Source organism: Microbacterium sp. (genome assembly GCF_041641055.1).
Lineage (GTDB): Bacteria > Actinomycetota > Actinomycetes > Actinomycetales > Microbacteriaceae > Microbacterium.
Genome location: NZ_JBEPZB010000001.1, coordinates 185,429 through 198,846, shown reverse-complemented (window position 1 = coordinate 198,846; position 13,418 = coordinate 185,429). Strand labels below are relative to the sequence as shown.

The window sequence follows — 13,418 nt, the reverse complement described above, 5'->3', positions numbered from 1 at the left end:
GCGTCACTGCCGGACGGAGGGAGAGTCGTGTCGTCACGAGCGACCATCGAAGAGGTGGCATCCGCTGCCGGGGTATCGCGGTCGACGGTGTCGCGCGTCGTGAACGGCTCGACGGCCGTGAGCCCCGAGGCTCTCGTCGCGGTCAAGCGCGCGATCGAGGAGCTCAGCTACGTCCCCAACCGCGCAGCGCGCTCCCTCGCTTCGAGGCAGACGCACGCGATCGCGCTGATCGTCCCCGAAGACACGACGCGTTTCTTCGGCGACCCGTTCTTCGCGGCGATCGTCGCGGGCATCACCGGCGCTCTGCGTGGCTCCGACTACCTGCTGAACCTGCTCATCGCGAGCGACGACCCCGGCGACAAGATGACGAGCTTCGTGCGCAACGGCGGGGTCGACGGCGCGCTCATCGTCTCCCACCACACGAGCGATGCGTTCATCGACCGCGTCGCCGACGCCGTGCCGGTCGTCTGGGGTGGTCGGCCGGTGCGGATCCGCGAGGGCGACTACGTGGTCGACGTCGACAATGTCGCCGGCGCCCGAGCAGCCACCGCCCATCTCATCGAGACGGGCCGCACGCGGATCGCGACGATCTCGGGGCCGATGACCATGGTGTCGTCCGTCGACCGAGTGCAGGGCTTCCGTGGGGCGCTCGCCGAGGCTGGGCTCTCGCCCTTCGCCGAGGAGGCGGGCGACTACAGCGAGACGAGCGGAGCGGATGCCGCGCGCCGCATCCTCGCGGCCGGTCGCCCCGACGCGATCTTCGTGGCGAGCGACCTGATGGCTCGTGGCGCTCTGACGGCTCTGCGTGCCGCCGGCATCCGGGTGCCCGAAGACGTCGCGCTCGTCGGCTTCGACGATTCGTCCGTGGCGGTGAGCACCGATCCGCCGCTGACCACGATGCGCCAGCCCATGTACGCACAGGGCGAGGCGATGGCGGCCGTGCTGCTCTCGCGCCTGGCCGGTCGCGACCCCGCGCACACGACGATCCTGCCGACCGAGCTCGTGGTGCGCGCCTCGTCGTAGCCGCAGAACGCAGCCGCAGAACGCAGCCGCAGGGAGGACGTCGATGCGGACCTGACGCCCCCTCCGGGTCGGCCCGCATCGACGGGTCTGTGCTCACCTCATCCGCGAGGAGGATCTGGCCTCGGTGGGAACATGCCAGGGCAGGGCCGCCCAGGGGGCTCCGCGGCGGGTCGCCGCCCGGAAGGTCTCCCACCCGTCGCCGAACTTGTCGAACGCCGTGTCGTCGACATCGCCGTCGCTCCAGTGCATGACGCGACCGGTGAGATAGCTGAGGCCGAAGTCCGCCCATGACAGGAACGAGCGTCTGGCGTCGCTGTTCACGCGATGGATGATCGCGCGGGCCTCCCCGATGTCGGCATGCCCGAGGGCGACGCCCCAGGTCGCCATCGCGACAGCCTGGCCGAGCGCGTAGGCGTCGAGTGTGCGCACGAACAGCTCGGGCGTGACGACCTCGGCGCCCACGTGCGAACGCACCTCATGCTCGACGCGCTCGATGCCGGCGACGAACGGGCCCGCATCCCGCGCGTCCCCTCCTTCCACGGTGATCGCGGCGAGCCACTCCTTCGCCGTCGGTGTCCGACCAGACGTGATGGCGAGGTGGTTGCGGATGCCGAGGTGCTGCACCCAGGCATGACGGCGTCGACGAGCGGTGGCGAGGAAGTCGATCATGTTCAGCCATTCGCCGCGCGTGCCGACCCCCCACTGATCGACCAGCACCTCGAGCCCGCTGCTGCTGAGGTAGGGCGCGGTCGGATCGTTCCAGGCTCCGGAGGGCAGGCTGCGGATCTGCATCAGGCCGAGGGCGAGCGCATTGGCGTCGGAGTCTGAGTCGGAGAACTGCTCGGACGGCGTGAGCCCGTGGGAGCGGGTGAACCATCGCGTGGGACTCATCACTCTCCCGGGGCCGTGGCGCGGAGGCCGCTCATAGCTTGAATAGCCGTTCAGTCGCTAATATATAGCGTCCCGGGGGGAAACCGAAGTCGTCCAATGCTGGGGAGCGGACACACCATGGCACGTTCAGACGATCAGAACCGGACCGCCCGCGAGCGATCGAGGGAGGCCATCCTCGATGCGGCCACCGCGCTGTTCGCGGAGCACGGCGTCTCCGGGGCGAGCATCGCGGCGATCACGCAGCGTGCAGGCGTCGCCCAGGGCCTGGTCAGCTACCACTTCGGGGGCAAGGATCACCTCGTCTCGGCCGTCGTCGATCGGTGGTTCGAGACGCTGTTCGGCATCCCCGAGGCAGAGGGTTCGGCCGATGAGCGCCTCGCCGGCATCATCGACGGAGCGCTGCTCGCGACCGGGTACGCCCTGCCCGTGCAGCGCGCGGTCTTCTCACTGCAGCAGCAGCCGAAGACGCACCGGCTGTTCGCGGAGTCCGAGGAGCGCCACGGCGAGCAGGCGAGGATCGCGGAGGACCGGGTGCGTGCCCTATTCGCGGCGCGAGGCGCCGCCGACCCGGCGCTCGAGGAGATCATGCTGCGCAGCACCCTGGAGGGGATCTTCATGAAGTTCGCCGTCTACGGCGACACCTTCCCCCTCGAGGACGCTCGCCGCTGGATGCATCGGCTCTACGGTCTGCCGGAGCCCGAGAGCGACCTGCCGCTGCCTCTCGCGCCTCGCGCTGAAGACATCCGCCTCCGTGCGACGGGGGCGCTGCGCTCCGAGGAGTGAGGATGCCTGCCGAGCCCGTGTTCGGCCGACCGACTCAGCCCAGCTGCATCCGGGCGAAGGCCCCGAGCACGACCCGCTCCGACTGCACGAGGTAGCGCTCGAGCTCCGCGGCGCCCGCCTGCGCACCGCGGGCGAGGAAGGTGTCGAGCACGGCGCGGTTCTTGCGGACGAACGGCTCGTGCAGAGATCGAGGGTCGTCGATCTTCAGGAAGGCGAGTCTCAGCTCTGCCGCCAGGTCGCGGTAGGTCCGTGCGAGCCGAGGGCTGTCGGCCAGGTCGACCAGGGCGACGTGGAACGCCATGTTGGCGCTGCCGACCGCGCGCCAGGTCTCGGTGTCGTCGAGGAGCGCATCCCGAGCGGCGGCCTCGGCGGCGAGGACCGCCTCCTGCATGCGCTGGACGGCGGGATGCTCCGGCTCCGACTGCTGGAGCGCGGTGCATTCGATGATCCGCCGCGCGCGGTAGATGTCGATGACGTCGGCGATCGACGGGGATGCGACCGACACGCCGCGGTGCGGGATGTGCTCGAGGAGCCCCTGCTCGGAGAGGGCGCGGAACGCCTCGCGCAGGGTGTTCCTGGCGACGCCGAAGTGCTCGGCGATCGCGGATTCCGACAGGCGCGAACCGGGGGCGAAGGCGCCGTCGATGATCTGCTGACGGAGCGCGTCGGCGAGCATGCCCTGCTGGTTCATGCCTTCATCGTAGGTGGCGGAGACGGTGGATCGTTCGAGGATCAGGCGTTCCGAACATGTGAAAGCAACGTCTTCGTAGCACAGCCGAAACAAAGTTGTTGAACAATAATCCCTATTCCGTTCTACACTGGGGGTCACTCGACACCCACCAACGACGATGGGAAATCCCCCGCAATGTCAGAGAACACCGCAGCCCCGCTGTCCGCCGAAGACGAAGTCCGGCTCTCCGCCGCGAAGAGACGCGCCGGCCGCAGCGCCGTGATCGGCGCCATCTTCCTGATGGCCACCAGCGCCATCGGCCCCGGTTTCATCACGCAGACCGCCACCTTCACCGCGACGATGGGGGCGGCGTTCGCCTTCGCGATCCTCGTCTCGATCCTCGTCGACATCGCCGTGCAGCTGAACGTGTGGCGGATGATCACCTCCTCCGGCATGCGCGCCGGGGAACTCGCGAACAGGGCCATCCCGTTCTCCGGCCACGTCATCGCCGTGCTCGTCGTCATCGGCGGTCTGGCCTTCAACATCGGCAACATCGCCGGTGGCGGACTGGGGATGAACGCGCTGCTCGGCATCGACCCCAAGCTCGGCGGTGCGCTCACCGCGGGCCTCGCGATCATCATCTTCCTCATCAAGAAGGCCGGGCCGGTCATGGACATCGTGCTCGTCGTGCTCGGTGTCGGCATGATCGTGATGACCGTGGTCGTCGCGGTGATCGCGCAGCCGCCGATCGGCGAGGCGCTGCGACAGACCTTCGTGCCCGACGAGCTCAACTTCGCCACCATCACCACGATCGTCGGCGGAACGGTCGGCGGATACATCACCTACTCCGGCGCCCACCGCTACCTCGACTCCGGTCACACCGGTCCCGAGCAGGCCGGTCCCGTGATGCGCGCCGCGGCGAACGGCATCCTCGTCACGGGTGTGATGCGGTACGTGCTGTTCCTGGCGATCCTCGGCGTGGTCGCCTCCGGAGTCTCGCTCGACCTGTCGAGCCAGGCAGCGAACCCCGCAGGGCAGGCCTTCGGCGCCGTCCTCGGCGACGCGGGGCTGCGCATCTTCGGCGCGATCTTCTGGGCCGCGGCGATCAGCTCCGTCATCGGTGCCGCCTACACCTCGGCGACCTTCCTCTCGACCTTCACGACGAAGCTCCGCGGCGGATGGCCGCTGCAGCTCGCCACCGTCGCCTTCATCGTCGTGTCGCTGATCGTCTACCTGTCGATCGGCACGGCGCCCGCAGCGATCCTCGTGTTCGTCGGCGGATTCAACGGACTCATCCTCCCGATCGGCCTCACGGTCTTCATGTACATCGGCTGGTTCCGCCGCGACCTGCTCGGCACGAAGAAGTACCCGATGGTGCTGCTCGTCGCCGGTACGCTCGTGACGCTGCTGACCTGGTACATGGGGATCGTCTCGGTCGGCCCCATCTTCGCCTTCCTCGGTATCGGAGCGTGACCCCATGACATCGATCGATCTGAACTCCGATCTCGGCGAGAACGTCCCCGACCGGATCGTCAGCGACGACGAGAGCATGCTCCGTCTCGTGACGAGCGCCAACGTGGCGTGCGGCTTCCACGCGGGGAGTCCGGAGGGCATCCGCTCGACGCTCGCCAGCGCCGTGGCCGGAGGCGTCGTGATCGGCGCGCACCCCGGCTACCGCGACTACGAGAACTTCGGTCGTACGAAGGTCGACATCGACTCGGCCACTCTGCAGGCGCACGTCGAGTACCAGCTCGGAGCGCTGATGGGTCTCGCGGCAGCCGTCGGCGGCACGGTCTCGTACGTCAAGCCGCACGGGGCGCTCTACAACACCATCGCGCGCGACGAGCGGCAGTCGAAGGATGTCGTGGCGGCGATCCGCGCGATCGATCCGAACCTGGTGCTCCTGGGCTTGGCCGGAGGCGTCGTGCTCGACGTCGCCGAGCGCGCCGGACTACAGGTCGCGGCGGAGGCCTTCGCCGACCGGGCGTACCAGCCCGACGGGCAGCTCGTCTCGCGCACCGAGCCGGGATCGGTGCTGCACGACCCGGCCGCCGTCGCCGAGCGCATGGTGCGCCTCGCCGCCGACGGAGTGATCCGGGCGATCGACGGCACCGACGTGCCCGTCAGCGCACAGTCGATCTGCGTGCACGGAGACAGCCCCGGCTCGGTCGCGATGGCGGCGGAGACGAAGCGGATGCTGCAGGACGCCGGCATCACGATCGCACCGTTCGCGGGAGTCTGACATGACCGTTCTCGCCACCCCCGACCAGCTGGCCGCCTCGCGTGCGGCCCGTGCCGCCATCCGTGCGGGGCACGCCGAGCCGACCAGCGGTGTCGCCGCCGGGCTGACGCAGGCGAACCTCATCTCGGTGCCGGCGGACTGGGCGTTCGAGACCCTGCTCTTCACCCAGCGGAATCCGAAGCCGTGCCCCGTGCTCGAGGTCGTCGAGCAGGGCCAGGTGGAGTCGGCGCTCGCGCCGGGCAGCGACATCCGCACCGACATCGGCCGGTACCGCATCTGGCGAGACGGCGAACTGGTCGAGGAGGTGTCCGACGCGACGGCGGCATGGGCGGAGCATCCGGACCTCGTCTCCTTCCTCATCGGATGCAGCTTCACCTTCGAATCCGGACTCGTGCAGGCCGGCATCCCGATCCGCCACCAGGAGCTCGGCCGCAATGTGCCGATGTACCGCACCGCCGTGGCCTGCACTCCGGCAGGCCGCCTGAGCGGCGAGATGGTCGTGTCCATGCGGCCGATCCCGGCGGACCGGGTGGCGGATGCCGTGCAGATCTCCGGACGGACCCCCGCCGTGCACGGTGCCCCGGTGCACATCGGCGATCCGGCCTCCCTCGGCATCGCCGACCTGTCGCAGCCGGACTTCGGAGACGCCCCTGAGGTGCGCGAGGGCGAGGTGCCGGTGTTCTGGGCGTGCGGCGTCACCCCTCAGGCCGCGATCATGGCGTCCAGGCCGCCGTTCGCCATCACGCACGCTCCCGGCTACATGTTCATCACCGATGTGCCGGATGCGGAGTACCTCGTCTGATGCGCATCCTCACGGCATCCGACCGCGCACTTCTCGTCGAGGCGGCCGACCTCGACGAGGCGATGCGGCTGAACCTCGCCTGGGACGGCGTGCGCGGCGTGGTCGAGCGGATCCCCGGGGCCCGCACCGTGCTCGTGCGCTTCGACCCCCTGGTGGTGTCGGCGGCCGATCTCCCCCACGCGCTCGCCGCGACCGAGATCGACGCCGCGCAGCTGCCGGCCACCGGCGAGGTCACCGTGCCGGTGCGGTACGACGGGGAGGACCTCGACGAGGCGGCATCGCTGCTGGGGGTGTCTGCGGACGAGCTCGTCAGCCGCCACCTCGCGGCGGACTGGAAGGTCGCCTTCTCGGGCTTCGCCCCGGGATTCGGATATGTGGTGAGCAGCGATCCGCTGTTCGACGTGCCCCGCCGCTCGTCGCCCCGCACGCGTGTGCCGGCCGGATCCGTCGCGCTCGCCGGTCCCTTCACCGGCGTGTACCCGCGCGAGAGCCCGGGTGGATGGCAGCTCATCGGACGTACGGATGCTCTGATGTGGGACATCGACCGTGACCCGCCGGCGCTGCTGTCGCCCGGCACGACGGTCCGGTTCGAGCAGGTGCGGGCGCAGGCCGTGATGGCGGAGAACGCAGATGACCGCGCCGACGCACGGGATGTCGCCGGACGCCACGCCGGCGCGAGCGCGACGGACCCGGATTCTTCGACTGCCGCTGAGGCTGCGATCGAGGTCGTGCGTCCGTCGATGCAGCTGCTGGTGCAGGATGCCGGTCGGCCTGGCTTCGCGGCGCTCGGCGTCTCGGCGTCCGGGGCTGCCGATCGTCGCGCCATGCGCGAGGCGAACCGCGCCGTGGGCAACTCGACGGGTGCGGCCGTGCTCGAGAGCGTCGGCGGTGCGGTGCTGCGGTTCCGCGGCGCCGGGGTCGCCGCCGTCACGGGCGCTGTCGGCTCTCTCGACCTGGTCGACGCCGACGGCGTGGGGCGGCGCATCGCGCATGGCGCGCCCTTCGCGACGGTGGACGGCGACGAGCTCACCCTCGCGCATCCGGTCAGCGGCCTGCGGTACGTCATCGCCGTCCGAGGCGGCCTGGCGGTGGAACCGGCGCTCGACAGCCGTGCGAGCGACACCCTCGCCGGCCTCGGACCTGCGCCCTTGGCAGCGGGCGACGTGCTCCGAGTGGGGAACGTCGCTCCGCATCCCGTCGAGCCCGAGGTGTCTCCGCGCGCTCTCCCGGAGCCCGGCGACCTCGTCGACCTCGAGATCACGCTCGGCCCTCGCGACGACTGGTTCACGGCGACGGCGCTCGACACCCTCACCTCTCAGGAGTGGACGGTGACGCCCCGCTGCGACCGGGTCGGCATCCGACTCGAGGGCGACGTGCCTCTGGAGCGGTCGATCAGCGGAGAACTGCCGAGCGAGGGCGCGGTCACGGGGGCGATCCAGGTGCCCCCGGACGGCCAGCCCGTGCTGTTCCTCCCCGACCACCCCCTCACCGGCGGATACCCCATCATCGGCGCCCTCACGGATCGCAGTCTCGACCTCGCGGGCCAGCTGCCGCCGGGCGCGCGCATCCGCTTCACCATCAAGGAGACCTCATGACCACGGTGCTGATCGCCAATCGCGGAGAGATCGCCGTGCGCGTCATCCGCGCCTGCGCGGAAGCCGGATACACCTCGGTCGCGGTCTACGCCGACCAGGATGCCGATGCACTGCACGTGCGGCTCGCGGATCAGGCCGTGGGGCTCGGCGGCGACACCGCCGCGACGACCTATCTCTCGATCGACGCGCTGCTCGCGGCGGCTCGGACGAGCGGAGCGGATGCCGTGCACCCCGGCTACGGATTCCTCTCGGAGAGCGCCGAGTTCGCGCGTGCCGTCGAGGCCGCCGGTCTCATCTGGATCGGTCCCTCACCGGACAGCATCGACGCGCTGGGCGACAAGATGACCGCCCGGCGCATCGCGCAGCGTGTGGGAGCGCCGTTGGCGGCGGGTACGGACGAGCCGCTGAGCGGCCCCGAGGAGGCCGTCGCGTTCGCGGAGGAGCACGGACTCCCGATCGCCATCAAGGCCGCATTCGGCGGAGGCGGTCGAGGCCTGAAGGTCGTGCGGGAGCTCTCCGAGGTCGCGGATGCGTTCGACGCCGCGACCCGCGAGGCCATCGCCGCCTTCGGCCGGGGCGAGTGCTTCGTCGAGCGGTTCCTCGAGAGTCCGCGCCACATCGAGGTGCAGGTGCTGGGCGACGGTCAGGGCGGCATCGTGGTCGTCGGAGACCGCGACTGCTCGATGCAGCGACGCAACCAGAAGCTCATCGAGGAGGCGCCGGCGCCGGGACTCACAGGCGATCAGCGCACGCGCTTCCATGATGCGGCCAGGGCGATCTGCGCCGAGGTGCAGTATCGCGGGGCGGGCACGGTGGAGTTCCTCCTCGCGGCCGACGGGACGATCTCCTTCCTCGAGGTGAACACCCGGCTGCAGGTGGAGCATCCGGTCACCGAGGAGGTGACAGGCACCGATCTCGTGCGCGAGCAGTTCCGCATCGCGTTCGGGGAGGGGATCTCGTTCTCGGAGACTCCGGCCCCGAAGGGCCACGCGTTCGAGTTCCGCATCAACGCGGAGGATCCGGGCCGCGGCTTCCTGCCGAGTCCCGGCCGCGTCGACGCGCTGCGGATCCCCGGCGGACCCGGCGTGCGCTGGGACAGCGGCATCGAGGCGGGCGACGTGGTGCAGCCGGCCTTCGACTCGATGATCGCGAAGCTCATCGTGCGCGCGGACGATCGTGACGCGGCGCTCGTGCGGGCGCGGCGAGCGCTGCGCGAGCTCTCGGTCGGGGGCCCGGCCACGGTCATCCCGTTCGACCTGCTCGCGCTCGACGACGAGGCGTTCGCCACCGAGACCTTCGCGGTGCACACGCAGTGGATCGAGAGCACCCTGTTGCCTCGGCTGGAGCCGCAGCCGCGGCCCGCCCCCGCACCGGACGCGGTGCTGCAGCGCTTCCCGGTCGAGATCGACGGGCGCCGGGTCGTGCTCGGACTGCCGATGGCCCTGCTCGCCGGCCTCGGCGGGCTGGCGGAGGGCGGCGCCGCGGCATCCGCGTCCGACCCGACCGAGCTGCGCTCTCCGACCCCGGGGACGATCGTGCGGTGGCTGGTCGACGACGGGGCGAGCGTGGCGGAGGGCGATCCGGTCGCCGTGCTCGACGCGATGAAGATGGAGACGACGGTCACCGCTCACCGCGCCGGCATCCTGTCGCACCGGGCCGAGCTCTCGGCCATGATCGCGGCCGACGGGGTGCTCGCCGTCATCGCCTGAGGTCGTCACCGCCGCGGCGCGAGGCGGTCGGCCCGCCGCGCGGTGCCGTCAGCCCGCGGCGCGGTGCACAACTCAGCACGAACCGGACGGATCAGGCGCAGACTGCCCTTGCGGCCGAGTTCTGGCGAGTCCATGCTGAGTTGTGCACGGCGGGCGTCGGTCTCTACGCCGGGTCGCCGCCCAGCGGTCCCACGGGCTCGAGCGGGCGAGGGTCGTCGGCGCCGGTCTTGCGCGCCCGGGCGATGAGGTTGCCCAGGTGGTAGATCAGGAGAGCGGCGACCGTGCCGAGCACGATGCCGCCGAACGAGAAGTCGCCGAGCTGCATCGAGAAGCCCGCGATGCCGATCACGAGCGAGACCGCCGCGGTGTACTGGTTCACCGGACGGGAGAAGTCGACCTTGCTGTCGACCCAGATCTTGATGCCGATGATGCCGATCAGGCCGTAGAGCGCGGTGGTCGCGCCGCCGAGCACGCCGGCGGGGATCGAGTTGAAGACCTCGCCGACCTTGGGCGAGAACGCCAGCAGGATCGCGAAGAGTCCGGCCACCCAGTAGACCGCGGTCGAGTAGACGCGGGTCGCGGCCATGACGCCGATGTTCTCGCCGTAGGTCGTGGTGCCCGAGCCGCCGAAACCGCCCGCGATCGTGGTGGCGACACCGTCCGCGATGAGCGCGCGCCCGGTGTGCTTGTTGATGGCCGGGTCCTCGGTCATCGTCGCGACGCCGCGCACGTGGCCGACGTTCTCGGCGACGAGCACCAGCACGACCGGCAGGAACATCGCGATGGTCGACCAGGTGCCGGGGGCGATGAAGTCGGGGAGCTGGAACGTCGGAAGGCCGACCCAGGGGGCGTCGGCGATGAGCTCAGCGGGAGTCTTGCCTCCGCGCAGGGCGTTGGGCACGTCGAACGAGCCGGTGAACGCGGCGTAGATGAAGCCCACCGCGACGCCGAGGAAGATCGAGATCCGGCCGAGGAAGCCGCGGAACAAGACCGCGAACAGGATGATCGCGACGAGCGTGATGGTGGCCGTCACCGGGTCGATCTTGAAGTTGTTCCAGGCGGTCGGGGCCAGGTTGAAGCCGATCAGCGCGACGATCGCGCCGGCGACCACCGGGGGCATCAGCGCGTCGACCCAGCGGAGGCCGGCGAACTGCACGACCAGTCCGACGACGGTGAGCAGGAGGCCCACCGCGACGACTCCGGCCAGGGCCGAACCCGTGCCGCCTGCCGCGACGGCGGCCGTGATCGGGGCGATGAACGCGAACGACGAGCCGAGGTAGCTGGGCAGCTGGTTCTTCGTGATGAGCAGGAAGATCAGCGTGCCGAGGCCGCTGAACAGCAGCGTCGTCGAGACCGGGAAGCCGGTCAGCGTCGGCACGAGGAACGTGGCTCCGAACATCGCGACGACGTGCTGCGCGCCGATCGCGATCGTGGCCGGCCAGTTCAGGCGCTCGTCGGGCGCGACGACGGCGCCGGGTGCGACGGTCCGACCGTCGCCGTGGGTCTTCCACAGGGGCATGCGGGCTCCTCAGGATCGGGGGAGTGGGAGTGCTGGAGCAACACTACCGATTCCTGAGTGTTGCCTGGGTGTGGCCGGGGGCGCTGGGTGCTGCCGCGCGCTACGAAGGAGAACTCGCGCTGCGAAGGAGAACTCGCGCTACGAAGGAGAACTCGCGCAACGAAGGGCCGCATCCGCCGATCGCCCCTTCGCTGGGTGAGATCTCCTTCGCAGCGCGCGAGAAAGGGAGGGATCGGGGCGGTACCGAGCCTCAGGCCCCGAGGCGCTCGATCAGCTCGCGGTAGCGAGCAGCGGTCCGCTCGACGACATCCTCGGGCAATGCGGGCGGCTCGCCCTGCTTGTCCCAGTTCGCGGCCAGCCAGTCGCGGACGATCTGCTTGTCGAAGCTCGCCATGCGCTCGCTCGGCGTCGAACCGGTACGCCAGGCCTCGGCATCCCAGTACCGGGAGGAGTCGCTGGTGAGCACCTCGTCGGCCAGGTGCAGGATGCCGTCGGCATCCGTCCCGAACTCGAACTTCGTATCGGCGAGGATCAGGCCCTTCTCCTCGGCGATCGCGGCGGCGCGAGTGTAGAGCGAGAGGGAGGCGTCGCGGAGCTCGGCCGCGCGCTCGGGACCGACGAGGTCGACGGTCTGCTCGAAGGTGATGTTCTCGTCGTGCTCGCCCATCGGCGCCTTGTAGGCAGGGGTGAACAGCGGTTCGGGCAGGCGGTCGCCGTTCTGCAATCCGGCAGGCAGCGGGATGCCGCAGACCGTGCCGCTCTCGGTGTACTCCGCCCATCCGGATCCGGTGATGTAGCCGCGCACGACGCATTCGATCGGCAGCATCTCGAGCGACTGCGCGAGCATCGCCCGGTCGGCGACGCTCGCCGGCAACTCTCCGTCGGCGAGGTGGTTGGGGACATCGCCGAGCTGGCTGAACCACCAGCGGCTGAGGCGGGTGAGCAGCGCACCCTTGTCGGGGATGCCGGGGGAGAGCACGAAATCGAACGCGCTCACGCGGTCGGAGGCGACCACGAGGATGCGGGTGTCGTCGGCGTCATCCGAGGCGTAGAGGTCGCGGACCTTGCCCGAGTAGATGTGGCGCCAGCCGGGGATGGTCTGCGCGTTGTTTTCGGAAGGTGTGCTCACCCGCCCATTATCGCGGGTCCTCGTGAGCGTCCTGCGGATCATCGCGGTGGGAGCCAGAACCCAATAGGTTGATCCTCGGATGCTCATCCATCATGTGCATCGATCGGAAAGCGCGTGAGCGCGCGAGCGCGTGTGACGGGGGACTGTATGGGTGGTATCCACCCAGCGAGGCGCTGGCGTCGCGGCGTAGCGGCCACGCTCCTGTCGATGGCTGCGGTGCTCTCCGGGTGCGCCGCTAGTGGTGGCGTCCCCGCAAGCGATATGACGCCTGAGGAACTGGTCGGAGCGTGGGACGTGCCGAGTCACGAGGGGGTGACACTCGTGATCCACGACGACCAGACCTTCGAGATGCGTGGTTGGCCTTCGAATCTGGGGTGTGATTCACCTGCGGCCGAATTTGTCGAGGATGTCGCCTGGGATGACGGCAGAGATTTCACTGGGACGTGGCAACTCGGACCGGAGGGGTACGAATACGATCTGAGTTTGTTCCCGGACGTCGATGCGTGCGCTGGGGTGTTCGCACTCAGTGTCTGGCACGTTGAAGGCGACTTGGTGATTCGGGACTGGCTGGGCCCGAATGCGGACGACAATTCCGCCAGTCGCCTGGTGGAGCTTTCGCGTGAGCAGTGAGATTCCGCGCCGATCCGGGGACGCCTCGGCAGTGATCTCGGGCATGGATGTCAGATCGAAGCCTCCCTGGGGAAGCGACGGGAGTGGAATGAGACTCGTAATCAGGTTGATTCTGCTGACTCTGACTTCGGTCCTGGTGGCGGCGATATCCGCAATATTGATGGTGGTGACACTGGTCGGATCAACGATGATCAGCAATCAAAACTGGTGGGGCCTCGTGTTCTCCACGTTTGCCCTGGCCGTTGTAGGTGCGATTCCTTCGCTCGTGATAGCGATATTCTTCACGATGCGAGAGTCGCGGGGCGCTCGGCGCCGACCTTGGTTCAGCGCTTTTCTCGCCGGCGCCTGCGCAGGCATTCTGCTCTTTGCGTCCTTGCTGCTTGGGGGAGGGGGTAACGCTGCGGTGCTCCTGGCTGTCCTCGTTT

12 protein-coding genes are annotated in these 13,418 nt (G+C 69.6%); 8 read left to right on the top strand and 4 right to left on the bottom strand.

The features are described 5' to 3' along the window. Positions 1–27 precede the first annotated feature (27 nt). The gene (locus tag ACESK8_RS00865; RefSeq protein ID WP_060927607.1) at positions 28–1,023 is read left to right on the top strand and encodes a LacI family DNA-binding transcriptional regulator; all 996 of its coding nucleotides are present in this window, start codon (positions 28–30) and stop codon (positions 1,021–1,023) included. Positions 1,024–1,116: 93 nt separating this feature from the next. Here ACESK8_RS00865 and ACESK8_RS00860 read toward each other — a convergent pair whose 3' ends face one another. Then, positions 1,117–1,914: a DUF1266 domain-containing protein gene (locus ACESK8_RS00860; RefSeq protein WP_372966891.1), complete on the bottom strand. Its 798-nt coding sequence runs from the start codon at positions 1,912–1,914 to the stop codon at positions 1,117–1,119. 117 nt (positions 1,915–2,031) lie between these two features. Between ACESK8_RS00860 and ACESK8_RS00855 the strand changes: the two genes are divergently transcribed. Continuing rightward, a complete protein-coding gene (locus tag ACESK8_RS00855; RefSeq protein ID WP_372966890.1) occupies positions 2,032–2,697 on the top strand; it encodes a TetR/AcrR family transcriptional regulator in 666 nt (221 codons plus the stop codon). Between the two features lie 34 nt (positions 2,698–2,731). On the opposite strand, the gene ACESK8_RS00850 is transcribed toward ACESK8_RS00855, so the two are convergent. Next, a complete protein-coding gene (locus ACESK8_RS00850; protein ID WP_372966889.1) occupies positions 2,732–3,388 on the bottom strand; it encodes a GntR family transcriptional regulator in 657 nt (218 codons plus the stop codon). 174 nt (positions 3,389–3,562) lie between these two features. On the opposite strand from ACESK8_RS00850, the gene ACESK8_RS00845 reads away from it, so the two are divergent. Genes ACESK8_RS00845 through ACESK8_RS00825 form a run of 5 tightly spaced genes read left to right on the top strand, consistent with a single transcriptional unit; the run spans position 3,563 to position 9,715 of the window. Then, positions 3,563–4,840 carry an NRAMP family divalent metal transporter gene (locus ACESK8_RS00845; protein ID WP_372966888.1) on the top strand — a complete coding sequence of 426 codons (1,278 nt, stop codon included), beginning with the start codon at positions 3,563–3,565 and terminating at the stop codon, positions 4,838–4,840. Between the two features lie 4 nt (positions 4,841–4,844). Next, positions 4,845–5,609 carry a LamB/YcsF family protein gene (locus ACESK8_RS00840; RefSeq protein WP_372966887.1) on the top strand — a complete coding sequence of 255 codons (765 nt, stop codon included), beginning with the start codon at positions 4,845–4,847 and terminating at the stop codon, positions 5,607–5,609. Between the two features lies 1 nt (position 5,610). Continuing rightward, positions 5,611–6,411: a putative hydro-lyase gene (locus ACESK8_RS00835; protein WP_372966886.1), complete on the top strand. Its 801-nt coding sequence runs from the start codon at positions 5,611–5,613 to the stop codon at positions 6,409–6,411. Continuing rightward, entirely contained in the window at positions 6,411–8,006 is a 1,596-nt protein-coding gene (locus tag ACESK8_RS00830; RefSeq protein WP_372966885.1) for a carboxyltransferase domain-containing protein, read from the top strand. Before ACESK8_RS00835 ends, ACESK8_RS00830 begins: the two co-directional genes overlap by 1 nt. After that, on the top strand, positions 8,003–9,715 hold the full coding sequence (locus ACESK8_RS00825) for a biotin carboxylase N-terminal domain-containing protein (protein WP_372966884.1): 1,713 nt from the start codon (positions 8,003–8,005) through the stop codon (positions 9,713–9,715). The genes ACESK8_RS00830 and ACESK8_RS00825 overlap by 4 nt, the downstream gene beginning before the upstream one ends. 163 nt (positions 9,716–9,878) lie before the next feature. On the opposite strand, the gene ACESK8_RS00820 is transcribed toward ACESK8_RS00825, so the two are convergent. Next, a complete protein-coding gene (locus ACESK8_RS00820) occupies positions 9,879–11,234 on the bottom strand; it encodes a uracil-xanthine permease family protein (protein ID WP_060927061.1) in 1,356 nt (451 codons plus the stop codon). A gap of 250 nt (positions 11,235–11,484) precedes the next feature. Beyond that, positions 11,485–12,363: a phosphoribosylaminoimidazolesuccinocarboxamide synthase gene (locus tag ACESK8_RS00815; RefSeq protein ID WP_372966883.1), complete on the bottom strand. Its 879-nt coding sequence runs from the start codon at positions 12,361–12,363 to the stop codon at positions 11,485–11,487. A gap of 207 nt (positions 12,364–12,570) precedes the next feature. Between ACESK8_RS00815 and ACESK8_RS00810 the strand changes: the two genes are divergently transcribed. Next, positions 12,571–12,993 carry a hypothetical protein gene (locus ACESK8_RS00810; RefSeq protein WP_372966882.1) on the top strand — a complete coding sequence of 141 codons (423 nt, stop codon included), beginning with the start codon at positions 12,571–12,573 and terminating at the stop codon, positions 12,991–12,993. The last annotated feature ends 425 nt before the right edge of the window (positions 12,994–13,418 follow it).

Excerpts from the sequence above, each read along its gene's own strand:
- ACESK8_RS00860 (WP_372966891.1), bottom strand. The coding sequence starts at position 1,914 with ATGAGTCCCACGCGATGGTTCACCCGCTCCCACGGGCTCACGCCGTCC.
- ACESK8_RS00855 (WP_372966890.1), top strand. The coding sequence starts at position 2,032 with ATGGCACGTTCAGACGATCAGAACCGGACCGCCCGCGAGCGATCGAGG.
- ACESK8_RS00850 (WP_372966889.1), bottom strand. The coding sequence starts at position 3,388 with ATGAACCAGCAGGGCATGCTCGCCGACGCGCTCCGTCAGCAGATCATC.
- ACESK8_RS00845 (WP_372966888.1), top strand. The coding sequence starts at position 3,563 with ATGTCAGAGAACACCGCAGCCCCGCTGTCCGCCGAAGACGAAGTCCGG.
- ACESK8_RS00840 (WP_372966887.1), top strand. The coding sequence starts at position 4,845 with ATGACATCGATCGATCTGAACTCCGATCTCGGCGAGAACGTCCCCGAC.
- ACESK8_RS00835 (WP_372966886.1), top strand. The coding sequence starts at position 5,611 with ATGACCGTTCTCGCCACCCCCGACCAGCTGGCCGCCTCGCGTGCGGCC.
- ACESK8_RS00830 (WP_372966885.1), top strand. The coding sequence starts at position 6,411 with ATGCGCATCCTCACGGCATCCGACCGCGCACTTCTCGTCGAGGCGGCC.
- ACESK8_RS00825 (WP_372966884.1), top strand. The coding sequence starts at position 8,003 with ATGACCACGGTGCTGATCGCCAATCGCGGAGAGATCGCCGTGCGCGTC.
- ACESK8_RS00820 (WP_060927061.1), bottom strand. The coding sequence starts at position 11,234 with ATGCCCCTGTGGAAGACCCACGGCGACGGTCGGACCGTCGCACCCGGC.
- ACESK8_RS00810 (WP_372966882.1), top strand. The coding sequence starts at position 12,571 with ATGGCTGCGGTGCTCTCCGGGTGCGCCGCTAGTGGTGGCGTCCCCGCA.